This is a genomic window from Streptomyces sp. NPDC051555 (assembly GCF_044454405.1).
Lineage (GTDB): Bacteria > Actinomycetota > Actinomycetes > Streptomycetales > Streptomycetaceae > Streptomyces.
Genome location: NZ_JBITDP010000018.1, coordinates 132,636 through 154,977 on the forward strand (window position 1 = coordinate 132,636; position 22,342 = coordinate 154,977).

A 22,342-nucleotide genomic window follows, 5' to 3' on the forward strand; every position below is an offset into this window, starting at 1 on the left:
GTGGTTGAGGATGCGGTCACGGCCCGAGGGGTTGCCTGCCGCTCCGGCGCAATGTCCGCCGGAGCAGCAACCGGAGCAGCAGCCGCGTCAGCGTCCGGCGGCTCCGGGGCCGGTCGTCGTCAGGTAGCGCGGTGCCCGCCAGGCGTGGAGCCGGCGCTCGACCGCCGCCCCCAAGGAGAGGAGCGCCGCGTCCTGGTGGGCGCCGGCCATCAGGAGGACGCCGACGGGGAGTTCGCCCACGGAACCGGCGGGGATGCTGAGCGAGGGGTAGCCCGCGACGGCCGCCGGTGTGGACGAGGGGATCACGTCATTGTCACCGCGCGCGCAATCGGTCGTCCAGGCAGGCGGGTTGGTCGGTGCGGCGATCGCGTCCAGATGGTGCGCGGCCATCGTCTCGTCGATCGAACGTCGCGACAGGTCACGCAGCTCCGCCCGCCCGGCGAGGTATCCCGGGTCGGTGGTCGGCGGGGCCGAGAGGGCCTGCTCGAAGAGTTCCTGGCCGGCGAAACAGCTCTGTTCCGCCGGGTTGCCGCGGTTGAACGCGATGAGCTGGGCGAGGTCGTGCGGCCCGTTGCGGGTCGCGAGGTAGGCGTCGATGTCGCGGTGGAACTCGCTGAGCAGCGCCGGGAACTCCAAGGCCGCGAGCCGTTCCTGGTAGGGCGGGGTCACCTCCACGACGTGGGCGCCCGCGTCCCGCAGTCGCCGGGCCGTACGGGTCATGACCGCGTCCACCTCCTCGCCCAGCACGGGCAGCCGCCAGAGTCCGATCCGCTTGCCCCGCAGGTCGCCACCGCCGACCAGGCCGCTCAGCCGCCCGGCGTCCTGCTCTGCGGATCCGCCGGCCGCGGGGCTGCCGTCCTCACGCGGCGCACGTTCGGACATCGCCGCCAGGGTGAGCGCGACGTCGACGACGTTGCGCGCCATGGGACCGGCCGTGTCCTGTTCGGCCGAAATGGGCACCACCCCCTGACCGCTGACCAGGCCGAGGGTCGGTTTGAGGCCGACCACGCCGTTCATGCCCGCCGGGCAGACGATCGAGCCGTCGGTCTCGGTACCGATCGCCACCTGGGCCAGCGACGCGGCGAGCGCGGCGCCCGATCCCGCGGACGAGCCGCAGGGGTTGCGGTCCAGCACGTAGGGGTTGCGGGTCTGCCCGCCCACCGCCGACCATCCCGAGGTGGGTTTCTGCGCGCGGAAGTTGGCCCATTCGGACAGGTTGGTCTTGCCCAGGATCACGGCGCCCGCCCGCAGCAGGCGGGTCACGAGAACGGCGTCCGAGGCCGGAGGACTCCCCGCGAGGGCGAGCGAGCCCGCCGTCGAGGACTGGCCCTTGGTCTCCGCGTTGTCCTTGATCAGCACCGGAATCCCGTCGAGCGGGCCGAGGGTCGTGCCGTTGCGGTGCCGTGCGTCGCTGGCGGCGGCCCGGGCGAGGGCGGTGGGATCGGTACGGAGCACGGCGTGGATCGTGGGATCGATCCTCTTGATCCGCTCCAGGTAGGCACGGGTCAACTCCGACGACGTCAACGATCCGGCGGCCATCCGGGCCTGGAGCTGCACGATGGTGACGGTGTCGAGGTCGAGTCGGGCGGTGTCCCGTCGTGCCGCCGCACCCGTGGTCCCGGTGGCGCCGGTGCCTTCTGCGGTGGCCGCACGCGCGGCCTGGGTGGGGGCTCCGGCCCAGAGGGAACCGGCGAGCGCGGCGGCCACCAGCACGGCCGCGCCGCCGCGGCCGCCCGCCCTCCGACGGCGGGGTGAGGTGGTGTGCGAGGTCCGTAAGGACATGGGTGCCTGCGGGGGCTTCATCCGCACAGCCGACTACAGACGGCCCCGCCGCACAAGACCGCCCTGCGCGTTGCGGATGCTCCAGCCGCTAGCGATCCTGGGCGGCTCGGCCCACGGCGTGAGGGGCGCGGGTGGGGCGGATCTCCCGGCCCGGGTCGGGCCAAGTGGCCACGAGGTCGCGGAAGTCCGCGAAACGGGGGCCGGGGACCGTTTCGTCGATCGCCTCCCCGTGGAGCCAGCACATCCGGAAGGTGTGTCTCTCGGTGTCGAGCAGGCAGCACACTCCGCCGCTCGCGGCGGTGAGGCCGGCGAACGCCGCTCTGATGCTCACGGAGTGCTCGAACAGCCGGCTCATCCTCGATGTGGCCGCGCTGAACTCGAGCGAGGCGTGGTGGGGGTGCAGCGCGGGCGCGAACCGGACGGTGAGGTGGACGTACCCGATCTGCACCCGTCCGCATGCGGCGAGTCTCGTAGCCGTAGTCGAGTCCCGTGCGACGTGTACCTCTCCGCTCCCCCGCCTACTTCGAGGCGACCTGCCCGAGCGGCTCCGCACCGGCGGTCAACTCGTCCTGCGCGGTCTGCCAGGCGCGTTCCCCGGGGTAGAGCGTGCTGCGCAGGTAGGCCCAGGTGAGCCGCGCGACCGCGGCGACCCGTTCGGGGTTCTCGTCCGTGGTCTCGGCGACGTCGTATCCGGAGATCCCGCCGAGCCCGTGCTCCGCGCCGAACAGGGTGAGCAGCGAGGCGGGGCCCGGGGAGAGCTCGTACGGATCGGTGTGCCAGGCGGCGCCGGCGACCGTGAGGAAGGCGGAGGCGTCCTGGTCGCCGGCGACCACGAGCGCGGGCGTCGTCATCCTGGAGAAGTCCGTGGTGAGGAAGAAGGAGTAGTTCTCGACGGTGAACTCGGTGAGGGCGTCCCCACCTCGACCGGGTGCGGCGAGCAGCACGCCCGCCTTGATCCGCGGATCGGCCAGGTCCACCTCGGTTCCGTCGTGCGGGTCGGTGAGCCGGGCGCCCAGCAGCAGGCTCGCGGTGTGACCGCCCATCGAGTGCCCGGCCACGGCGATCCGGCTCCGGTCGAGCCGCCCGAGCAGCTGCGGGACGGCGGCCTCGATCGCGTCGAGTCCGTCCAGGATGCGCTGCATGTCCTCGGCCCGGGTGCGCCAGTGCGCCACGGGCACGGGCGCGCCGGGATCGGGGGTCAGCGTCCGGGAGTCCAGGTGCGTCGGCTGGATCACGACGAAGCCGTGCGCCGCCCAGAAGTGCGCGAGCGGGGCGTAGCCGTTCAGGGAGGAGAGGTTGTTCGAGTGGCCGAGCCCGTGCGAGAGGAGGATGACCGGCAGTTCGCTCCCGGTCATCGGGGCGGAGACGCGGACCTGGAGGTCGACGGCGCGGCCGGGGGCCGGCAGCACCACCGGGCTGACCGAGAGCACGGGTGCGGGCGCGGCCACGGCCGAGCCGAGGGCGTCGGTCGTGCGGCCGGGAGCTGCGGGAGTACTCATGGCGAGGGTGCCTTTCGGTGGACCCCTACCGCCGGCCGTCGTACTGACCGGCGATGGGTAGGGCGGAGCGCCCGCCCTCAGCTAAGCTGAAAACGGATCGTTGTTCCACTTACGATACGGATCGCTGTTCCGTTTCGTCAAGGACCGTTGAACGGAGTGTGTGATGGCGACTGCGGATCAGTCGGATCAGTCGGAGCAGCCCAAAGGGGCGTCCGCTCGCAGTAAGAGGGCGGATGCGGTGCGCAACCAGCAGACGCTGCTCGATGCCGCCGCGGAGGTGTTCGTGACCTCGGGGATCGATGCGCCGATCCGGCAGATCGCGGCCCGGGCGGGCGTCGGGCTGGGCACGCTCTACCGCCACTTCCCGACCCGGGCGGACCTCGTCACCGCCGTGTACCGCCACCAGATCGAGGCGTGCGCCGAGGCGGGCCCGCGCCTCCTGGGCGAGGTCGCGTCCCCGTTCGAGGCGCTGAGCCGGTGGATCGACCTCTTCGTCGACTTCCTGGTCACCAAGCACGGACTCGCAGACGCCCTCCAGTCCGACAGCGACCGCTTCACCGCTCTGCACACGCTCTTCCTCGACCGCTTGATGCCCGTCTGCGGCCACCTGCTCGACGCTGCGGCCGACGCCGGCGAGATCGAGCCCGGCATCCAGCCGTACGAACTCATGCGCGGCATCGGGAACCTGTGCATCGGGCAGGACGGCGATCCGCGATACGCGCCCCGTCGACTGATCGAGCTGCTCCTGCGGGGGCTGCGGCGGCCGACGGGCGCCGGCGCCTGACGACAGCGGCACCCGACGAGCCGGTCGCGAGGTGGGTGCTGTGGCAGGATGCCGCGATGATCTCTTCATCGGCCGTGCCGCACGTCGTTCCAGCAGGCCGTATGGCTGACATGGAGCAGCCCGTACTCGCGCTGGCCAGTGGCTGGCAGCTGCGTCCCTGGCGGCTCAGCGATGCCGATGCGCTGGTGGCGGCCAGTCAGGACGTGGCGATCCGCCAGTGGAACCGCCTGCTGGTCGGCTCCACGGAAGAGGCGGGCACGAGGATCGAGCGCATGCGGCAGCGGTGGCGGGCCGAGCTCAGCGCGATCTGGGCCGTCGCCCGGCCCGGCGGCGGGGCGGCGGGGCTGATCGGGTGGGGCGACATCGACCTGCGGGGCGGCAGTGCCGAGATCGTCTACTGGTTGCTGCCCGCGGCGCGCGGCGCGGGGATCGCCGTGGAGGCGACGGAACGCGTCAGCCGGTGGGCGCTCGACGATCTCGGTCTGCATCGGCTGCGGTTGTGCCACGCGGTGGCCAACACGGCTTCCTGCCGCGTGGCGGACAGGGCCGGGTACTCCCTCGAAGGCACCCTGCGCAGTGCGTTGCTGCACGCCGACGGGTGGCACGACGAACATCTCCACGCCCTGATCGAGGGCGACATCTGAGGCCGCGCTGGTGGGCCCGCGACCACCAGGAGCGGCGGCACCCGCCCGGTTCGGGATCTGCTGCGGGCAGATCCCGAACCGGGCGGAACTACCGGGCGGAGCTACCGGGCGGAACTACCGGTGGGATCAGGCGAACCACTTCGGGTCGAGGGCTATGGCCTTGATCTGCGCCATCGTCAGGATGGGCTGGGCGCGGGTGGCCGCCTTCGCCTGGTCGCCGGTGTTGAAGGCCGACACGACCACGCGGCGCCCGTCCGTGCGCAGCGTGTCGACGCTCCACCAGAGCACGCCCTTGCCACCCTTCTCGCCCGACTTCTGCTCCGCCAGCACCCGGGTGCCGTCGGGCAGGACGATGACGCCCGCGCCGTTGAACCGATCCTTGAGGGCTTCGCCCATGTCCTCCTGGACATTGACCTGGACCAGCGAGGCGCCCTTGCCGTCATCGAGGACGAGCGAGCCGAAGCCGGGCTGTCCGGCCCTGCGCAGGACCTTGACGCCGGACTTCGGCACCAGGGATTCCAGGACCGCGACCGTGGGGCCGTAGTGGGCGCTCTCCGCGTCCGAGTCGCCCCGGCCGGCGTCGCCCGGGTCGGGCGTCTGGGCCGTTCCGCCGGACTGCTGCGGGTCGCCGGCGGTGGAGCCGCCCGCGCCCTTGGCCCGGTCGGGGGTCGCGCCCGGGGTGGTGCCGGTGCTCGTGCCCGCGGGGGCGCCCGCGGCCGCCGCGGTTCCCGTGTCGGCGGCGGATGCCGTTCCCGACGGCGCCTGCTGGGGCGCAGGCAGCCGGCTCGCGACCTGGCGCCACAGGGCCGAGGTGGTGAAGGCCTTCAACTGGGCCTTGGTCAGCGGCGGGTTGGTCCGGGAGACGGGCTGCCCCTTCTCCGCGGGGGCGTTCCACTCGGACACGTCGACCTGGTAGCCCTCGCGGGTGACCAGGATCGCCCGCCAGAGCTTGGTGGGCTCGCGCTTGTCCGGGTATTCGTAGCCCTGGAAGATGTTCAGCTTGCCGCCGTCCGGCAGCGTCTCGACGGTGCAGGCGTCGTACGGGACCACCTTGCGGTCGGGGCACTTGAGCATGTCCTCGGCCGGCTGCCCGTGCGGGTCGGTGCGGGAGAGGCCGACGGCGATGGCCGCGCGCCCCTTGCCGTCGTCGTACACGCCGGCCACCGCCGCGTTCGGCGACTGGTCGGCGCCGCTCGGCACGGTCGCCGCGGTGTCGCTCACCCGCCCGTCCGTCAGCAACTGCCGGTAGATCTCGATCAGTCGGGCCGCGGTCACCCCGCCGCCCTGCTGCCCGGCGGTCGGGGAGGAGGCAGAGGCCGTCTGGGTGTTGGGGAGGGGAGCGGTGGCGACGTTCGCCCTGTTGTCGCTCGCGGTGCCGACGGCGATCAGGCCGCTCCCGTAGGCGCCGACGGATCCGACGACGGCCAGGGCCAGCGCCGAACCGCCGACGACGGAAGCCCGGCGACGCGCCAGCAGTCGGCGGCCGCGCCGCTCGCCGGCGGCCACCAAGTCCGGGCGACCGGGGACGAATCCGTCTCCGGCACTCCGCAGGGCCGCACCGAGCTCATCTTCAAAGGGCATGCCGAATCACCTTCCGGGTGGTAGTGGGCAAACGCGCCGGTGTGGTCCGGCAACGGACGTGACGGGGACGACGGGTGGGACGTCGCGCAGGTGGGTCCCCCGCGCTCAGGTGGCCACGAACACACTGAGGCTGCCGCCCAGTTCCGCCCGGAGACGGGCGAGCGCGCGGGAGCTGCGCGTGCGCACCGCCGCCGAGGTGACGTTCATGGCCTCGGCGGTCTCCTCGACGCTGCGGTCCTCCCAGTACCGCAGCACGAGCACCGCCCGGTCCTTGGGTGCCAGGTGGCCCAGGGCCTCCAGCAAGGTCAGCCGCAGGGCCGGATCGGCCCCGGCGACCGGGAGCGGCGTCGCCCCGCCCGAGTCGGTCGGAACGGCGAAGGGCCGCTCCCCGGCGGAGCGCCGGCGCTTGTGTTTGAGGAACTCCCGCACCAGCACCGTCTGCGCGTACGCCGCCGGATTGTCGATACTGGAGGTCCTCCCCCAGATCAGGTACATCCGACCCAGGGTTTCCTGCACGAGGTCCTCGGCGAGATGGGTGTCCCCACTCGCCAGCAGACAGGCCGACCGGTACAGACTCCCCGCCCGGCCTTCCGCGAACTCGCGGAACCCCTCCCTGCGCACTTGCCGCATCCCCGTCCCCCTCACTTCCGACTCACCCCATAGACGCGTCGGGAGGAGGGGAATGTTTCACCTCGTGGGAAGGTATTTAACGGAACTCAGGCGTCCAGCGGCGGGACACCCGGCGGGGTGGTCCGGAACCCGCCCGCTGGTGCGGCGCCGGGGCTATCTCCCGACCTGCACGGCTCCCGGGCCGGGCCCGAACCCCTTGACGATCAGCCGTCCGGCCAGCCCCAACTCCCAGGCGAACACCGGGAGCGCGGCCATCGACCCCGCCACGGAGAGCTGCGCGTAGGCGCCGAACATCACGGCGACGGCCGAGGCACAGATCAGCGGACCGCCGACCAGCCCGAGCACGGCGATGAAGCGCGGCACGAGACGTGCGCGGTAGGCCAGGTACGCGAGGAGGACGGTGTTCAGGCCGAGCGCGATGTTGGGTCCGAGCAGGAACGTCCAGTCGTGCACGGCCACCAGAGCGGCGTCGGCGCCGGCCGCACCGTCCGGCGCCCCCGCGTCCCGCCGCAGGGTGACGAGGGCCAGGACGGAGACGATCCCGAGGGCGATGACGGCCGCCTCCAACAGCCGCCCGAAGGCGTACCCGAGCGCGAGGCCCTCGCCGTGGCGCCGCAGTACGGGGAACAGCGCCGCCCCGGTGCCCGCCACCGCCACCACCAGCACCACCTCGCAGAGCACCCCGAGCAGTGCCCGGGTGTCGGCGCCCTGAGGGAGGCGGCCGTCCGCCGCGCCCAGCAGGGGGCGGTACAGAACCGCCCCTGCGATGGCGGCGACCTCCGTCAGAAGGAACAGCGACCCGGCGGCCACCGCGGTTCTCCGGTCCGGACTCATCTTCTCGCTACCCCTCGCTCGATGATGGTGTACGCCGTACACCTTTCAGCGACCATAGGTGTACGCCGTACACTCGTCAAGGAGAAGAAGCCGTCGAGAGGGAAGGGGCCCAGCCGAAGTGACCCGACCGGAAGCCACGCGCACGCAACGGATCCCACTGAACCGGGACCGCGTCCTGCGCGCCGCCGTCGCGCTCGCCGACACCATCGGCATCGAGGCGCTCAGCATGCGCAGGCTCGCGCAGGAGCTGGACGTCGTGCCGATGGCCCTCTACAAGCACGTGGCGAACAAGGAGGAGCTGCTCGACGGCATGGCCGACGCGGTCGTCGGCGAGGTCGACCCGCCGGCCGTTGGCCCCGACTGGCAGCGCGTCGTGCGCGACCGGATCCTCTCGGCCCGCCGGGTCCTGCTGCGTCACCCCTGGGCGGCCCGGGTCATCGAGTCACGGACCGGCCCCACCCCGGCCGTGCTGGCGTACCTGGACTCGATGGCCGGGAGCTTCCGGGGCGGCGGCCTCTCCGCCGACCTCACGCACCACGTCATGCACGCGATGGGCAGCCGCCTGCTCGGCTTCGCCCAGGAGCTGTTCGACACCTCGGCTTCCTCCGGACCTCCGGACCCCGCCCTGGCCGCGGCCTACCCCCACATCGCGGAACTGGCGTCGACGGCCGCGCACGACGGGGGCTCCACGGTCAGCGGCGGCTGCGACGACCAGTTCGAGTTCGAATTCGCCCTGGACCTCCTCCTGAACGGCTTCGAAACCCTCCGCCGCGAGGGCTGGACCTCCACCCGGAGGCCGTAGCGCCATACGGGTGCGGGCCCCCCGATCGTGATCGGGGGGCCCGCCTGGTCGCTCTCTCCGCCCGGTCCCTGTCTCCGCCCGGTCGCTGTCTCCGCCCGGTCGCTGTCTCCGCCCGCTCGTCACGCCCGGCGCAGTGCGGAGCGGCCCGCGTAGCGCGCCGAGGCGCCCAGCTCCTCCTCGATGCGGATGAGTTGGTTGTACTTCGCCGTGCGGTCGGAGCGGGAGAGCGAGCCGGTCTTGATCTGACCGCAGCCCGTCGCCACCGCGAGGTCCGCGATGGTGGTGTCCTCCGTCTCGCCCGAGCGGTGCGACATGACGGCCGTCCAGCCCGCCTGGTGGGCGGTGGCCACCGCGGTCAGCGCCTCGGTCAGGGTCCCGATCTGGTTCACCTTGATCAGGATCGAGTTGCCGGCGCCGGTACGGATTCCCTCGCGCAGGAGCGTCTCGTCGGTGCAGAACAGGTCGTCGCCGGTGAGCTGGCAGCGGTCGCCGACGCGGGTGGTCAGCTCGCGCCAGCCGTCCCAGTCGTTCTCCGCCATCGGGTCCTCGATGGCGAGGATCGGGTATGCGTCGATGAGCTCGACCAGGTAGTCGACGTTCTCGGACGGGGTGCGGCGCACGCCCTCGCCCTGGTAGTCGTACGCGCCTTCGCGGAAGAACTCCGAGGACGCCGGGTCCATGATCAGGCCGATGTCGACTCCGGGGCGGTAGCCGCTGCGCTCGATGGCGGCCGTCACGAAATCGAGCGCCTCCTCGGCGGTGCGCAGCGCGGGCGCGAAGCCGCCCTCGTCACCGACGCCCGTGGAGTGCCCGGCGGCCAGCAGGTCGCGGCGCAGGGTGTGGAAGACCTCGCTGCCCATGCGGACGGCTTCGGCGAAGGTGTCCGCACCCACGGGCGCGATCATGAACTCCTGGAAATCCAGGGGATTGTCGGCGTGGGCGCCTCCGTTGACGATGTTCATCATCGGCAGTGGCAGGAGGTGGGCCTCGGCGCCGCCGAGGTAGCGGTACAGGGGCTGGCGGTGGGCCGCCGCGGCGGCCTTGGCCGCGGCGAGGGAGACGCCGAGGATCGCGTTGGCGCCGAGGCGGGACTTCGTGGCGGTGCCGTCGAGGGCGACCAGTGCCGCGTCGAGACCCGCCTGGTCCGCCGCGTCCCGGCCCCGTACGGACGTCGCGATCTCTCCGTTGACGTGTGCCACCGCGCGGTCGACGCCCTTGCCGTGCCAGCGGGTGGCGTCTCCGTCGCGCAGCTCGACCGCCTCCCGGGCGCCGGTGGACGCGCCGGAGGGGACGGCCGCGCGCCCCAGGGACCCGTCCGTCAGGACGATGTCGACCTCGACCGTGGGGTTGCCCCGGCTGTCGATGATCCGGCGGGCGGTGACGGTCTCGATGGCGGCGTCGACGGTCCCGACTTCCTTCGCGGACATGGTGGTTCCTCCCCGTTGTCATGTGCCGGGGCCCCGGCTGCGACAGCGCTGGCGCTGGGCCCGACAACACAAACACTACAGCAATGCTGTTTAGTTAGGCTGCACAGTTCTGCTGTGCAGTTTTGCTCTACAGATGAGGCGTGCAGCACGGCTGACCAGCGCGGTAAGGTGCCTCATGCCCACCCCGGAAGCCGCCGCCATCGCCACCGAACTGCGCACTGCGATGGGCAAGCTGACCCGACGCGTCAAACACGAGGACCACATCCCGCTGGGCCAGGCCGCCGTGCTCGGCGCGCTCGACCGCAACGGCCCCATGACCACCAGCGACCTCGCCGCCGATCAGCGGGTGCGCCCGCAGTCGATGGCCCGCGCGGTGGGACTGCTCATGGAGCAGGACCTGATCACACGGCGCTCCCACCCCACGGACGGCCGCAAATCGCTCGTCGAACTGTCCGACGCGGGCCGGGCAGCGCTCGAAGCGGAGCGCGGCCGCAGGGCCGGTTGGCTCGCGCAGGCCATCGAGGCCGAACTCACGGCCGAGGAGCAGCTGTTGTTGGCGCGGAGCGCCGCCTTGCTGGAGCGCATCGCGACCCGATAGTGCTGTACCTGTTCGCGAGGACCACGTGTCGGATCGAAGGAGAGTGGCCGCATGCGCACCCTGACGTTCATCGTCGGCACGGGCCGCAGCGGGTCGACCGCGTTGTCCGGCATCGTCAACGCGCATCCGGACGTGCTCAGTCTCAATGAGCTGGTGTCGTCGGTGCAGAGCCGCGGCTTCCCCGAGGGACCTCTCGGTGGCGGTGAGTTCTGGCGACTGCTCGCCGAACCCAATGCCACCTTCGAGTCCATGATCCGCAGCGGCGTACCGATGCCGGAGTTCGTCTACACCCGCCGCCCGGGCCGGTTCGCGACCGGGACCACCGGAATCCCCGCCCTCTCCCTGATGGTGCTCCCCCACCTCACCGACGACCCCGACGGGCTGTTCGACGAGCTCCGGGAACAGGTGCGCCGCTGGCCGGAGCGTACGGCGGCGGGGCACTACGAAGCCCTGTTCGACCTGCTGTGCGTGCGGTTCGGGCGCACCTCGGTCGTCGAGCGGTCCGGCTATTCGTCGGACCGGGTACCGCTCCTGCGCAGGGTCTTCCCCCAGGCCCGTTTCGTCCACCTGTTCAGGGACGGGCCCGACTGCGCCCTGTCGATGAGCCGGCACACGGGCTACCGGCTGATCCTCCTCGTACGGGAGGTCCTCGAGCGGACCGGTGCCGAACGGCCCGGTGACCTCACCCCGGACCAGATCCGATCGCTGCCACCCGAGCTCTCGGCACTGCTGGCCGACCGGTTCGACCCGGCGCTCGTGCTGGACAGCGATCTGCGATTGACCCGATTCGGCGCGCTGTGGTCCGAGCTCGTCGAGCGGGGCGTGCGCCATCTCGGCGCGGTACCCCCACTCCTGCGGACCACGCTCGCCTACGAGGACCTGCTCGACGCGCCCCGCGAGGAGCTGACGCGGCTGGCCCGCTTCATCGGCGTCGAGCCGTTCCCGCGATGGCTCGACGCCGGCAGCGCTCAGCTCGACGGCAGCCGCCGGGGCGCCTCGCTGCGGCTGCCGACGGCCGAACTCGCCACGCTGCGGGAGCACTGCGCTCCCGGCACGCGCGCCCTGGCCGGCGGTACGGCCTGAACGGCCACGGACTCCGGTACGACTACGTGTGATCGACGAACCATGCCGTGCAGGTGACGGTGCTGGAGTCCTTGGGCAACATGCAGGCGCGTACGGCGTACGACCTGCCGGACTGCTGCAACCGGACGGTGGGGGTTTCGAGGTAGTTCCACGAGGCGTTCCACCAAGTGGCCTCGAACGGCCCGCACTGCTTCCAACCCCCGTTGGACTGAACCGTCGAGGTGGAGGGGTGCCCGGGGCTGGAGCCCATGGTGAACAGGTTGACGCTCCGGTCGATCCAGACCTTGTCGTACCGCGCCACGTAGCCCTCGATCGCGGCCTTGGCGTACGCGTCGGTGGCCTTGGCGGTGTAGATCGTGACCTGGCGGTCGCCGGACGTCGCGTGCCCGGAGTCACCCACCACGTCGTTGTCCGACAGCCAGTCGCAGTTGTCCGCCGACGTGGCGCCCTGTGCCGGGGCGGCCCGCACGGGGACGGCCTCCGCCGATCCGGCCAGCCCCATCGTCGAGAGGACCACCACCGCGGCCACCACCGCTCCTCGCGAAACACGCATGATCTCCACCCCTCTGCTTCGCCCGTCGGAACTCCTTGAGCAACGCTCGACGGCAGCGTAGGCGGCGCCATCCCGGTCGCCCAGAGGAACGACCCGCTCCTTTAACACGATCAGCCCCCACGTCCGGGCGAGCCCCCGACCTCACGTGCTCACGGGCGCGACCCGCGCCCTTGCGTCACCGCACAACGCCTGCCCGTACAGCGTCTTCAGCGCTTCGTCGATGGGGTGGTGCTCCGGCTTCCCCGAGGCGTCCGGGCGGCTCCAGCGCTGGAGGTTGACATGTCGTATTCGCTGTAGTCGCGCGGCGGGTGATCCAGGAGGACAAGATCGATCGCATCGGCCCCTTAGGCTCGGAGGCATGACGACACCCCTGGCCAGCAGTGCCTTCGACTCGCTCCGTCTCGACGCCGTACCCGACCAGGAGGCACTGCGTCGCACCTATGAACTCCCGGGCGAGGCGGCCGTACGCAAGCAGATGACCGAACTCACCCCGCAGACGGCACGGTTGATCGGTTGCTCATCCCTGGTCCTGGTGGCCAGCGCGGACGCCGAGGGCAACTGCGACGTCTCTCCGCGCGGCGGCCCCGCCGGATTCGTCGCCGTCCTGGACTCTCGGACGGTGGCGATACCGGACGCGACCGGCAACAAGCGGCTGGACACCCTGCAGAACGTCATCGCCACCGGACGGGCCGGGCTGCTGTTCATCGTCCCGGGGCGTACCACGACGCTCAGGGTGAACGGCCGGGCCTGCGTCTCCACCCGCCCGGAGCTGCTGTCGCAGCTGACCGCCGTGGGCAAGCCGCCGGCCAGTGCGCTGGTGGTGGGGATCGAGGAGGTCTACCCCCACTGCCCCAAGTCGCTGCTGCGCAGCTCGGCCTGGAAACCACAGGAGTGGCTGGCGGCGGACGCCCAGCCGGCCTCGGCCGAGGTGACGCTGGCCCAGCTGCGGATGCCGGGGCTGACCATCGCCGCCATCGAGCAGGCGGAGGCGGACTCGCTGACGTACCGGTACGAGTGACGGGCAACGGCCGCGACGGGCGGGTGGTTGACTTCTCTCCCATGGCGGGGCACCAGGAGGAGACCAGGACGGCCTACGACGGCGTCGTCGAGCTGTACGCGTCGATGTTCGCCGGCCGGCTCGAGGCGCAGCCGTTCTCGCGGAGCATGATCGGCACCTTCGCCGAGCTGGTGCGCGGGACGGGGAACCTGCGGGCAGCCGATGTCGGCTGCGGGCCCGGCCATCTCACGGCCATGCTGCACGACCTGGGACTGGAGGCCTTCGGGCTCGATCTCTCCCCGGGCATGGTCGATTACGCCCGGCGGGCCCATCCGGCGCTGCGGTTCGACGAGGCCCGGATGGAGGCCCTCCCCGTCGAGGACGGCGTGCTGGGCGGGGTGCTGGCCCACTACTCGATGATCCACACCCCTCCCGCGGAACTACCGGGGCTGCTCGCCGAGCTGGTGCGCGTCCTGGCACCGGGGGGCCTGCTCCTCGTCTCGTTCTTCGCGACCGACGGGCCCGATCCCGTCCGCTTCGACCACAAGGTGACGCCCGCCTACAGCTGGCCGGCGGACCGGTTCGCCGAGCTACTGGACCGGGCCGGACTCGATGTGTTCGCCCGGCTGCTCCACGACCCGCGCTCCGAACGGGGCTTCCTCGACGCCCACTTGCTGGCTCGCGTGCGCTAGGGCGCGGGCAGGGGAATGTCCCGCTGGGCCTCCGGCTTCCGGTACGAGTGACCGCCCACGGCCCGAAGGCCGGGGTGCCGGGGTGCCGCTCACCGGAGCACGACCGTGACGCCTCGCGCTTCGAGGAGCTGGACGATCTCCTCGAAGTAGGAGAGCCGACCGTCCGGTCCGTCGGTCACGGCCGCCAATGCTCGGCGTGCGATCTCGGAGTCGTGCCAGATCAGGGTGAAGGGCGGGACCAGCCCGAATCCCCCGAACAGGCAGTCCTTGAAGGTGTCCCACTCCCGGCCGAAGTAGCGGCCCGGGCCGATCAGGGCCTCGGCCATCGCACAGTGCAGCCCGGGCACGTCGGTGACGAACCGACCGTCGAGGTGGTGCTCGTCGCCGGTCCGGTCCGGCTGCGCTGCGCGCACGCGCCAGGCCCGCGTGGTGAGGCCGAGCCACGCTGCCCGGCCCTGCCCGTCGTACGGCGCCCACCTGTTGGGCTCGGTCGGCGGGCCCTGGTACCACGTTTCCCAGACCCGCCGGACTGCCGGCAGCGGCCTGTCGTCACCGCCGTCCGTGAGGGTGATGTCCTCCAGATCGCCGCCGAGCACGGAGGGGCGCACGGCGGAGACGTCCAGACCGACCGCGTGGGAGGCCATCACCGCACCGTGCCGGTCCAGCACCAGGAGATCGGCTCCGCTCCGGGCCCAGCGGCGCGGTCGCTGCGTCCCCTGGAGCAACGGTTCCGCCGCCTCGCAGCCGATCAGCTGGAGGGGGACGGGGGCGGGGTCCTCGCGCGGTCCCGCCAATCCCTCGACATCGGTGCACCTGCCGACGCTCCGCGCGCCCGCCGTTGCCTCGAAGAGCTCGAAGCGGGGCGCCGTCAGCCGCGCGCGCAGCAGCTCGTCCACCCTGACACCGGCGCCCAGCACGACGTCGTACCGCGCCGGGTCGGCCGGGTCGGCCGGGTCCGCGGGAACGGGCTGATGAGGCTGATCGGGCTGATGAACATGCTGGGCCAACACGACCGCGTCGACGAGGGTCCACCACTGCACCGGGTCCTCGCCGTCCCAGACCTCGACGCACACGTCGCCCAGCCCTCGGGGCGAGCCGGCGACCTCCGCGCCCGGCGCGGCGAGGATGTCGCTCAGCGCTCCGTCGGGGCTGCATCCGCGGAGGGTGAGGACCTCCCGCGGCAGCGGCACCGGTTCGACGAACAGCCCTTCGACTCCCGCGCACCTCCCCCAGAGCTGCTCAACGCCTTCCTCGTCCTCCTGCACCAGCAGGTATTTCACCGGAAGATCCCGGCCCCATCCCACGTGATCCACGCTCCGCACCCGGCCCACGGTACGCCTCGCCGACGACACGTCGCCGGTGCGCGCGAACGTCACCGCACCGTTCAGATGTGGAAGTCGAGGCCGGTGGCGGGGTCGTGGGACATCAGTGTCGGCATTCCCGGGGCGTAGGTGACGCATTCGGCGGTCAGTACGGACAGGCGTCCGCTGGCCGTCGCGACCTCGGTCAGGAACCGTCGTACGGCGGCCACGCCCGTACCGTCGACGACGCCGTCGGGCCAGAGGGAGAACTCGATCTCCTCGTCGTCGAGGGGCAGGGCGAAGAACCACACGTCGTCGAAGCGGGCCCGGAAGGCGAAGGTCGTGCCCCGGCCCTCCGGCTCGTCCGCCCACGTGCGGAAGAGGTCGGCGGTGGCCGGGTGCGTCGGATCGAGCTGGGGGTAGGGGTGATCGATCTCGACCTCGTCGGCCGCGACGCGCAGGCGTTCGAGGACCGCGATCCACTCGTCGCCCGTCACGTCGAGGACCCGGATGTCCCGCAGGCTGCCGTCGATGTGGAAGACGTTGCACATCCACGGCTGCGGAAGGCACCGCTCGCGGCCGCAGTAATCCTCGGCCGACCGGTCCTCATGCGTCACGGCGGCCCGGTCCCCTGTGCTCTTCTCCCCCATGCGACCAAGGTAAGGGGTGCGGGGCGAGGGGGTGGGTGAGGGGCGAAGGGGTGCGGGGCGAAGGGGGTGAGGGGTGGCCGTGACGGAGGTCTCCCCCGGTCATTCGACCCGAGGAACCGCTGGTCACCGCGGTCGGTGTTAAGGTTCCGTTAGATCGATCTCGATCACAGGGTTGTTACTCCCCGAACGCGTCACCGTCATCGCCCAGTGCGATGCCACGGCGGTGATCCGTTCGCTGGGAGGCAAGGCCTGGGTAGCGCCTTTGGCGCGACCCGGGCCTTTTTTGTTGCCCTGACCCGGGTGGGAGAGGTCGCGGACCGATGGCAGGACGGCGAGAGCCCAGAGATGCAAGGACGCATCATGAACACACCCACAGCAGGGCCCGGTGAGCTGGCGGAGAGGATCCTTCGCGGCGTCGGCGGGGCGGGGAACATCGAGAGCCTCACGCACTGCGCGACCCGGCTCCGTTTCCAGCTCCACGACGGGTCGAAGGTCGACAAGGCCGCTCTCGACGCCCTCGACGGGGTGATGGGCACGGTGGCGCAGTCCGGTGACCGCTTCCAGATCGTGATCGGCGGGGCCGTCGCGAACGTCTACTCGAAGCTCATGAACCTGCCGTCCATGAGCGGTGGCGGCACTCCCCGCCCGCAGTCCGACGCGGACGTCAAGGCCGCCATCCGGTCCAAGGGCCGTGGCCGCTACGCCTGGGTCGACAACTTCTTCGAGTACCTCTCCGACTCGTTCCGCCCGCTGATGGGCGTGCTCCTGGGCTCCTCGCTGATCATCGCGATCGCCTCCGTCCTCGACGCCCTGGGTCTGGTGGACTTCCGGGCCGCGGACAAGTCCGCCAGCTGGGTCTTCGTCGACGCGATGTGGCGTTCGGTGCTGTACTTCCTGCCGATCATGGTCGCCTACAACGCGGCGAAGAAGCTGAAGATCGACCCCTGGGTGGGCGCCGCGGTCATGGCCGCGGTGATGACCCCGAACTTCACCGGCATGCTGAACGAGAAGTCCGGGATCCCCGGCATCAGCTGCACCACCAATGCGACGCTCGGTACGCAGGAGTGCGTCGCGCACGTCTTCGGACTGCCGATGCAGCTGAACGACTACGGCGGCCAGGTCTTCGTGCCGCTGCTGATGGTCGCCGTCCTCGCCCTCGTCTACAAGGGTCTGCAGCGCCTCTTCCCCGAAGCCGTGCACCTCGTCTTCGTACCGTTCTTCAGCATGCTGATCATGATCCCGGTGACCGCCTTCCTCATCGGCCCCCTGGGCATCTGGGCCGGTAACGGTCTCGGCTCGGGCCTGTCCTGGCTGAACGGCAACGCCCCGATCGTCTTCGCGATCATCATTCCGCTGCTGTACCCGTTCCTGGTGCCGCTGGGCCTGCACTGGCCGCTGAACGCGCTCATGCTGCAGAACATCAACACCATCGGCTTCGACTTCATCCAGGGCCCGATGGGCGCATGGAACTTCGCCTGCTTCGGCGCGACCGCCGGTGTGCTGCTGCTCTCGCTGCGCCACCGTGAGAAGGAAATGCGCCAGACCGCGACCGGCGCACTGGCCGCGGGCCTGTTCGGCGGCATCTCCGAGCCCTCGCTGTACGGCATCCACCTGCGCTTCAAGCGGATCTACCCGCGCATGCTCATCGGCTGCCTCGTCGGCGGCGTGATCGTGGGCGTCCTGGGCGGCGTGGACACCAAGGCCTTCGCCTTCACCTCCCTGTTGACCATCCCGGTCTTCTCCCCGATGGCCACCTACGTCATCGCGATCACGGCCTCCTTCTTCGTCTCGATGGCCCTCGTGTACTTCTCCGACTTCCGCACCCCGGAGGAGCGCGCCGCGGCCAACGCCGAGCGGGACGTGGCCGAGGCCGCCGAGGCCGCTGCCCGTGGTGGCGCCGAAGCGGCGGACGACCGCGAGCTCGTCACCGTCGGTGCGACCTCTGCCGGTGCCACCTCCGTCGCGACCGCTGCGGCCACCACGGCCCCCGCGTCCGCGGGCGGCGCCGTTACGTCCGCCGGCTCCTCCGCGGGCAAGGGCGTCGAACTCGCGGCCCCGGTCGCGGGTCGCGTGGTCAGCCTCGACGAGGTCGGGGACCCGGTCTTCGCCTCCCGGGCGCTCGGCGAAGGCGTGGGCATCGAGCCGACCGACGGCCGGGTCGTCGCCCCGGTCGACGGTGAACTGGTCACGGTCGTGAAGACCGGCCACGCCTTCGGCATCCGTACCGCGGACGGCATCGAGGTGCTCGTCCACGTCGGCATCGACACGGTGCAGATGAACGGGGAGGGCTTCGACGTGCGCGTCGAGTCCGGCCAGCAGGTGTCCGCCGGCGACCTCCTCGTCGAGGTCGACCTCGACGCGGTGCGCGCCGCCGAGCACCCGACCGTCACGCTGATGACGGTCACCAACACCGCGGAGCTCGCCTCGGTCGAGCCGCACACCGGCAAGGACGTCGCCGCCGGCGCCCCCGTGGTGACCGTACAGCGCTGATCCACTCCCTCCGCTCCTCGCCCGATCCGCTCCTGCCCGGCCCGCACGGGGCCGGGCAGAGCCGGGTACGGCCGGGCACGACCGGGCCGGGTGGGGCGGAGGCGTCGGACAGTGCGAGATCATGGGCAGACATCGGACTCGGGACAGGAAGGCGAGCAGGCGGTGAAGGCGCTGCGTGTCCTCAACAACAACGTGGTCTTGGCCCGCGACGAGCAGGGCCAGGAGGTCATCCTCACCGGGCGCGGCATCGGCTTCAACTGCCGCCAGGGCCAGATCGTCGACCCGGCGCTGATCGTGCGCGTCTTCGTGCCGGCCGACGGCCGTGACCCGGACCACCTGGCCGAGGTCCTCACGCTGATCGGCGAGGAGGTCCTGCGGGCCGTCGTGATCGCCCTCAGCGAGGTCGGCATCGAGGGGCGCGAGTCCACCCGCCCCACCCTCGCGATCGCCGTCGCCGACCACGTCGCCGGCGCGCTGGACCGGGCCGCGCGGGGCATCGTCGTCGAGTACCCGCTGCAGGCCGAGGCCCAGACCCTGTACGCCGCCGAGTACGCCCAGGCGCAGCGCCTGCTGGCGGCCATCAACGAGCGCGTGGACCCGCAGCTGGCCCCCTCCGAGGCGACCGCGCTCACGTTGCACCTGGTCAACGCCGGTTTCGCCTCGGGCGACCTGTCCTTCACGTACACGATGACCGGGGTCATCCAGCAGATGCTCGCCGTCGTACGGGAGCGGTACGGGCTGGAGGTCCCCCAGGAATCCATGAGCGCGGCGCGGTTCATCACCCACGTGCGCTACCTCTTCGTCCGCGTCCAGCAGCACCGGCAGCTGAAGGGGCACGAGTCCACGATCGGCAAGGGCATCCGCCAGCACTACCCGGAGGCGACCCACACCGCGCAGCAGCTGGCGACGATCGTCGAGCTGCGCCTGGGGCAGCAGCTGAGCGAGGACGAGGTCTCCTACCTCGCGCTCCACGTGGCCCGCATGACCGCGGAGACCGACACCGACACCGCGTGACGCGCGGAGCCGGTTGCCGACCCGCCGGACGGCACGCACGACGAACGGCCCGCACCCCTTGAGGGCGCGGGCCGTTGGTCACCCCGTCATGGCAGCGTCACCACCTGCGCCGCATGCACCAGGCCCGCGCCGAAGCCCACCAGGAGTGCACGTCCCCCGGAGGCGACGGCACCCCGGGACAACAGGCTCTCCATGGCGAGCGGGATCGACGCCGCCGAGGTGTTGCCGGAATCCACGATGTCCTTGGCCACGACCACGTGCGGAGGTAGACGCAGCGCCTTGGCCGCGGAGTCCACGATCCGCGCATTGGCCTGGTGCGGAATGAACGCGGCGAGATCGCCGGCCTCGATGCCGGCCGCGTCCAGCGCCTTCCGCGAAACCTCCGGCACCTTCCGGGTCGCCCAGCGGAACACCTCGGGTCCGGACATGCGCAGGACGGGCCAGGGGTCCTGCTGCTCCCGTGACTCGAGCCAGCTCCGGTCATGGGCGATCAGTCGGTGCCGCTCTCCGTCGGCCCCCCACACGACGGGGCCGATTCCCGGCGCCCGGGCCGGTCCCACGACGACCGCGCCCGCTCCATCGCCGAAGAGGAAGGCCGTGCCGCGGTCCGTGTGGTCGATGATGTCGCTCATCTTCTCCGCACCGATGACCAGCACGTGGCCGGCGGAGCCGGAGCGCACGAGCGAGTCGGCGAGGGCCAGCGCGTAGCAGAATCCGGCGCAGGCGGCGCCGATGTCGGTGGCCGCCGCGGCGTGCGCACCGATCAGGTGGGCGACGCGGGGAGCGGCCGCGGGCGACTGCTCCAGCTGGGACATCGACGCGAGGAGGACCATGCCGATGTCCGCCGGGTCGACCCCGGCGTGGTCCATGGCCCGCGCCGCTGCCGCCGCGGCCATGGTGACGACCGTGTCGTCGTCCGTGGCGAACCGCCGGCTGGCGATGCCCGACCGCTGGCGTATCCATGCGTCGCTCGAATCGATACGGGCGCTGATCTCGTCGTTGTCCACCCGCCGCGACGGCCGGTAGGCACCGATGCCGACGATGCGCGCGGCAGCGCCGCCACCCCCTTGGGTGAGCAGTGCCTTCGCCGTCATCGTGACGCCTCCACGGATCCGGACGGCGTTACGGCGACGGCATCCGCAGTGCTGACGGCGACCGCGACGGCGTCCAGCTCGCCGCTCTCGTACCGCCGCCGGCACGCCCTGCGCTGCACCTTGCCGCTGGAGGTCTTGGAGAGCGCGCCGCGGCGCACGACGAGGACGCGGTCCGTCTCCAACCGGTGGTTCTCACGGATCGCCTCGCGCACCCGGTCGCGCAGCACCGGCGCCCCGGCACTCCTCAGCACCCTGCCGTCGGCCTCGACGACCACCACGAGCTGTTCTTCGGCTCCGTCGTCGATGGAGAAGGCCGCCGCGCAATTGGGGTGCAGTCCGGGTACCGCGGACTCGGCGGACAGCTCGATGTCCTGCGGGTAGAAGTTGCGGCCCTTGCGGATCAGCACGTCCTTGATGCGTCCGGTGACGTACAGCTCTCCGTCGTGCAGGAAGCCGAGGTCCCCCGTCCGCAGGTGCGTGCCCGAGCCGGCGTCGCCCGGGGAGTGGATCCGGGCGCGGAACGTCTCCTCGCTCAGCTGAGGGCGGCCCAGGTACCCCGGCGAGACGCACGGACCGCTGATCCAGATCTCGCCGACCCGGGCGGGCGGGCAGAGCGCGTGCGAGGTCGGGTCGACGATGCTCACGCGCGTTCCCAACACGGGTACGCCGCTGCTGACGACGGGGGTGGCGCCGGTCGCGCGGGGGTCGACCGCTTCGACCCGTCCTTCGCCCAGGGCTCGGGCGGACAGCCACAGCGGGGCGGGCGCGCGGTCCTGGGGGCTGCCGGTGGCCTTGAGCGTGTTCTCGGCCAGCCCGTAGCCCGGGGCCATGGCCCGGGGGTCGAAACCGTACGGTGCGAACGCCTCGGTGAACGAGGAGAGGGTGCTCCAGCGGACCGGCTCGGCGCCGTTGACGGCCACCCGCCAGCTGGCGAGGGAACCGACGTCGGCCGTCCTGCCCTCCTCGGCGGCGCGCACGCAGAGTTCGTAGGCGAAGCTCGGGGCCGCCGCGTGGGTGCCCCCGAACCGGGAGATCGCCTCCAGCCAGCGGGCGGGCCTGCGGATGAAGGCGTCCGGGGGCATCAGGTAGGACGGCACCCCCGTCCAGAGGGGGAGCACGATGCCGAACAGCATTCCCATGTCGTGGAAGAGCGGCAGCCACGACACCACGGTCCCGTCGGCGCCGCTGGGCCAGAGTTCGTCCGTCTCGATGACGTTGCTGAGGAAGTTGGAGTGGGTGATGATCACCCCCTTGGGGTCTCCGGTGGAACCCGAGGTGTACTGGAGCAGGGCGGTGCCCTCGGGGTGCGGGGAGAGGCTCCTGTACGCGGCGCCGTCGGCGACCGGCGGTCGCGCCAACGTCTCCGTATCGATCAAGGTGAGACCGGCGAGTTCCGGGGAGTCACCGAAGCGCTCTTCGAGGTCGCGCTTCACTTCGCCCGTGGTCAGGACGACGGTCGTGGCGGCGTCGTCCGCTATTCGGCGCAGGCGCTCGACCCCCTGTCGACGGCGGGGTACCTGGACGGGGGCTCCGGCCACTCCCGCGTACATGCAGCCGATGAGGGTGCGGATGAACTCGATTCCGGACGGGAAGAGGAGGACGACGTTCCTTCCCGCCAGGCCGGCTCCCACGAACGCGGCGGCCCGCAGCCGCGACGCCTCGTCCAGTTCTCGGTAGGTGACGGTTTCCTCGGGGTCCTCGCCGTTGCGCAGGAATACGAAGGCCGTCCGGTCGGGCTGCTGCTCGCTGCGCAGGAGCAGTGCCTCCGGCAGGGTCCGGATCCCAGCCATTGTCGGGGCGCGGTCGATGGTGTTCACGAGTCAGTACTCCCTGTCGGGAAGACGTGGTGTCTTTCGGTCCACGTGTTGCGTAAGAGGTGCGAGTGGC

21 protein-coding genes are annotated in these 22,342 nt (G+C 71.6%); 9 read left to right on the forward strand and 12 right to left on the reverse strand.

All coding sequences use genetic code 11. From position 1 onward, the window contains the following. Positions 1-87: 87 nt before the first annotated feature. The 3 genes from ACIBEA_RS31005 to ACIBEA_RS31015 form a co-directional block, all read right to left on the reverse strand. Positions 88-1,539 (reverse strand): amidase family protein, encoded by a 1,452-nt coding sequence (locus ACIBEA_RS31005; protein WP_399266536.1) that lies wholly within the window; start codon positions 1,537-1,539, stop codon positions 88-90. A gap of 331 nt (positions 1,540-1,870) precedes the next feature. Further along, on the reverse strand, positions 1,871-2,230 hold the full coding sequence (locus tag ACIBEA_RS31010; RefSeq protein WP_399266505.1) for a hypothetical protein: 360 nt from the start codon (positions 2,228-2,230) through the stop codon (positions 1,871-1,873). 70 nt (positions 2,231-2,300) lie between these two features. Further along, positions 2,301-3,281, reverse strand: coding sequence for an alpha/beta hydrolase family protein (locus ACIBEA_RS31015; protein WP_399266506.1), 981 nt, complete (start codon positions 3,279-3,281; stop codon positions 2,301-2,303). Positions 3,282-3,444: 163 nt separating this feature from the next. Between ACIBEA_RS31015 and ACIBEA_RS31020 the strand changes: the two genes are divergently transcribed. Further along, positions 3,445-4,065 (forward strand): TetR/AcrR family transcriptional regulator, encoded by a 621-nt coding sequence (locus ACIBEA_RS31020; protein WP_399266507.1) that lies wholly within the window; start codon positions 3,445-3,447, stop codon positions 4,063-4,065. A gap of 101 nt (positions 4,066-4,166) precedes the next feature. After that, a complete protein-coding gene (locus ACIBEA_RS31025) occupies positions 4,167-4,709 on the forward strand; it encodes a GNAT family N-acetyltransferase (RefSeq protein WP_399266508.1) in 543 nt (180 codons plus the stop codon). A 126-nt stretch (positions 4,710-4,835) separates the two neighbouring features. On the opposite strand, the gene ACIBEA_RS31030 is transcribed toward ACIBEA_RS31025, so the two are convergent. From ACIBEA_RS31030 to ACIBEA_RS31040, 3 genes are all read right to left on the reverse strand, one after another. Then, complete coding sequence (locus tag ACIBEA_RS31030; RefSeq protein WP_399266509.1) at positions 4,836-6,290, reverse strand: hypothetical protein; 1,455 nt, start codon at positions 6,288-6,290, stop codon at positions 4,836-4,838. Between the two features lie 105 nt (positions 6,291-6,395). Further along, a complete protein-coding gene (locus ACIBEA_RS31035) occupies positions 6,396-6,920 on the reverse strand; it encodes a SigE family RNA polymerase sigma factor (RefSeq protein WP_354382079.1) in 525 nt (174 codons plus the stop codon). Between the two features lie 153 nt (positions 6,921-7,073). Continuing rightward, positions 7,074-7,754: a DUF4386 domain-containing protein gene (locus ACIBEA_RS31040; RefSeq protein WP_399266510.1), complete on the reverse strand. Its 681-nt coding sequence runs from the start codon at positions 7,752-7,754 to the stop codon at positions 7,074-7,076. A gap of 118 nt (positions 7,755-7,872) precedes the next feature. On the opposite strand from ACIBEA_RS31040, the gene ACIBEA_RS31045 reads away from it, so the two are divergent. Then, positions 7,873-8,556 (forward strand): TetR/AcrR family transcriptional regulator C-terminal domain-containing protein, encoded by a 684-nt coding sequence (locus ACIBEA_RS31045; RefSeq protein WP_399266511.1) that lies wholly within the window; start codon positions 7,873-7,875, stop codon positions 8,554-8,556. Between the two features lie 119 nt (positions 8,557-8,675). Here the strand turns inward: ACIBEA_RS31045 and eno are convergent, their stop codons facing one another. After that, positions 8,676-9,983 (reverse strand): phosphopyruvate hydratase, encoded by a 1,308-nt coding sequence (eno, locus tag ACIBEA_RS31050; RefSeq protein ID WP_399266512.1) that lies wholly within the window; start codon positions 9,981-9,983, stop codon positions 8,676-8,678. Positions 9,984-10,158: 175 nt separating this feature from the next. Here eno and ACIBEA_RS31055 point away from each other — a divergent pair, with 175 nt between their 5' ends. Both ACIBEA_RS31055 and ACIBEA_RS31060 read left to right on the forward strand, forming a co-directional pair. Next, a complete protein-coding gene (locus tag ACIBEA_RS31055) occupies positions 10,159-10,581 on the forward strand; it encodes a MarR family winged helix-turn-helix transcriptional regulator (RefSeq protein ID WP_399266513.1) in 423 nt (140 codons plus the stop codon). A gap of 51 nt (positions 10,582-10,632) precedes the next feature. Beyond that, entirely contained in the window at positions 10,633-11,664 is a 1,032-nt protein-coding gene (locus ACIBEA_RS31060; RefSeq protein ID WP_399266514.1) for a sulfotransferase, read from the forward strand. A gap of 22 nt (positions 11,665-11,686) precedes the next feature. On the opposite strand, the gene ACIBEA_RS31065 is transcribed toward ACIBEA_RS31060, so the two are convergent. After that, a complete protein-coding gene (locus ACIBEA_RS31065; protein WP_399266515.1) occupies positions 11,687-12,217 on the reverse strand; it encodes a hypothetical protein in 531 nt (176 codons plus the stop codon). 358 nt (positions 12,218-12,575) lie between these two features. Here ACIBEA_RS31065 and ACIBEA_RS31070 point away from each other — a divergent pair, with 358 nt between their 5' ends. Beyond that, positions 12,576-13,235 (forward strand): MSMEG_1061 family FMN-dependent PPOX-type flavoprotein, encoded by a 660-nt coding sequence (locus tag ACIBEA_RS31070; protein WP_399266516.1) that lies wholly within the window; start codon positions 12,576-12,578, stop codon positions 13,233-13,235. Positions 13,236-13,276: 41 nt separating this feature from the next. Further along, a complete protein-coding gene (locus tag ACIBEA_RS31075; protein ID WP_399266517.1) occupies positions 13,277-13,906 on the forward strand; it encodes a class I SAM-dependent methyltransferase in 630 nt (209 codons plus the stop codon). Positions 13,907-13,995: 89 nt separating this feature from the next. Here ACIBEA_RS31075 and ACIBEA_RS31080 read toward each other — a convergent pair whose 3' ends face one another. Together ACIBEA_RS31080 and ACIBEA_RS31085 are read right to left on the reverse strand one after the other, a co-directional pair. After that, positions 13,996-15,186, reverse strand: a complete 1,191-nt coding sequence (locus tag ACIBEA_RS31080) for a barstar family protein (protein ID WP_399266518.1) — start codon at positions 15,184-15,186, stop codon at positions 13,996-13,998. A gap of 104 nt (positions 15,187-15,290) precedes the next feature. Beyond that, complete coding sequence (locus ACIBEA_RS31085; protein WP_399266519.1) at positions 15,291-15,857, reverse strand: hypothetical protein; 567 nt, start codon at positions 15,855-15,857, stop codon at positions 15,291-15,293. A gap of 360 nt (positions 15,858-16,217) precedes the next feature. Here ACIBEA_RS31085 and ACIBEA_RS31090 point away from each other — a divergent pair, with 360 nt between their 5' ends. Both ACIBEA_RS31090 and ACIBEA_RS31095 read left to right on the forward strand, forming a co-directional pair. Then, positions 16,218-18,347, forward strand: coding sequence for a glucose PTS transporter subunit IIA (locus tag ACIBEA_RS31090; protein WP_399266520.1), 2,130 nt, complete (start codon positions 16,218-16,220; stop codon positions 18,345-18,347). A 162-nt stretch (positions 18,348-18,509) separates the two neighbouring features. Beyond that, on the forward strand, positions 18,510-19,361 hold the full coding sequence (locus ACIBEA_RS31095; protein ID WP_399266521.1) for a PRD domain-containing protein: 852 nt from the start codon (positions 18,510-18,512) through the stop codon (positions 19,359-19,361). Positions 19,362-19,447: 86 nt separating this feature from the next. Here the strand turns inward: ACIBEA_RS31095 and ACIBEA_RS31100 are convergent, their stop codons facing one another. Further along, entirely contained in the window at positions 19,448-20,455 is a 1,008-nt protein-coding gene (locus ACIBEA_RS31100; protein WP_399266522.1) for a beta-ketoacyl-ACP synthase III, read from the reverse strand. Beyond that, complete coding sequence (locus ACIBEA_RS31105; protein ID WP_399266523.1) at positions 20,452-22,272, reverse strand: fatty acyl-AMP ligase; 1,821 nt, start codon at positions 22,270-22,272, stop codon at positions 20,452-20,454. The genes ACIBEA_RS31100 and ACIBEA_RS31105 overlap by 4 nt, the downstream gene beginning before the upstream one ends. Positions 22,273-22,342 lie beyond the last annotated feature (70 nt).

Coding starts and splice junctions, on each gene's coding strand:
- ACIBEA_RS31005 (WP_399266536.1), bottom strand. CDS start 1,539: ATGGCCGCCGGATCGTTGACGTCGTCGGAGTTGACCCGTGCCTACCTG.
- ACIBEA_RS31015 (WP_399266506.1), bottom strand. CDS start 3,281: ATGAGTACTCCCGCAGCTCCCGGCCGCACGACCGACGCCCTCGGCTCG.
- ACIBEA_RS31020 (WP_399266507.1), top strand. CDS start 3,445: ATGGCGACTGCGGATCAGTCGGATCAGTCGGAGCAGCCCAAAGGGGCG.
- ACIBEA_RS31025 (WP_399266508.1), top strand. CDS start 4,167: ATGGCTGACATGGAGCAGCCCGTACTCGCGCTGGCCAGTGGCTGGCAG.
- ACIBEA_RS31030 (WP_399266509.1), bottom strand. CDS start 6,290: ATGCCCTTTGAAGATGAGCTCGGTGCGGCCCTGCGGAGTGCCGGAGAC.
- ACIBEA_RS31035 (WP_354382079.1), bottom strand. CDS start 6,920: ATGCGGCAAGTGCGCAGGGAGGGGTTCCGCGAGTTCGCGGAAGGCCGG.
- ACIBEA_RS31040 (WP_399266510.1), bottom strand. CDS start 7,754: ATGAGTCCGGACCGGAGAACCGCGGTGGCCGCCGGGTCGCTGTTCCTT.
- eno (WP_399266512.1), bottom strand. CDS start 9,983: ATGTCCGCGAAGGAAGTCGGGACCGTCGACGCCGCCATCGAGACCGTC.
- ACIBEA_RS31055 (WP_399266513.1), top strand. CDS start 10,159: ATGCCCACCCCGGAAGCCGCCGCCATCGCCACCGAACTGCGCACTGCG.
- ACIBEA_RS31060 (WP_399266514.1), top strand. CDS start 10,633: ATGCGCACCCTGACGTTCATCGTCGGCACGGGCCGCAGCGGGTCGACC.
- ACIBEA_RS31065 (WP_399266515.1), bottom strand. CDS start 12,217: ATGCGTGTTTCGCGAGGAGCGGTGGTGGCCGCGGTGGTGGTCCTCTCG.
- ACIBEA_RS31070 (WP_399266516.1), top strand. CDS start 12,576: ATGACGACACCCCTGGCCAGCAGTGCCTTCGACTCGCTCCGTCTCGAC.
- ACIBEA_RS31075 (WP_399266517.1), top strand. CDS start 13,277: ATGGCGGGGCACCAGGAGGAGACCAGGACGGCCTACGACGGCGTCGTC.
- ACIBEA_RS31085 (WP_399266519.1), bottom strand. CDS start 15,857: ATGGGGGAGAAGAGCACAGGGGACCGGGCCGCCGTGACGCATGAGGAC.
- ACIBEA_RS31090 (WP_399266520.1), top strand. CDS start 16,218: ATGAACACACCCACAGCAGGGCCCGGTGAGCTGGCGGAGAGGATCCTT.
- ACIBEA_RS31100 (WP_399266522.1), bottom strand. CDS start 20,455: ATGACGGCGAAGGCACTGCTCACCCAAGGGGGTGGCGGCGCTGCCGCG.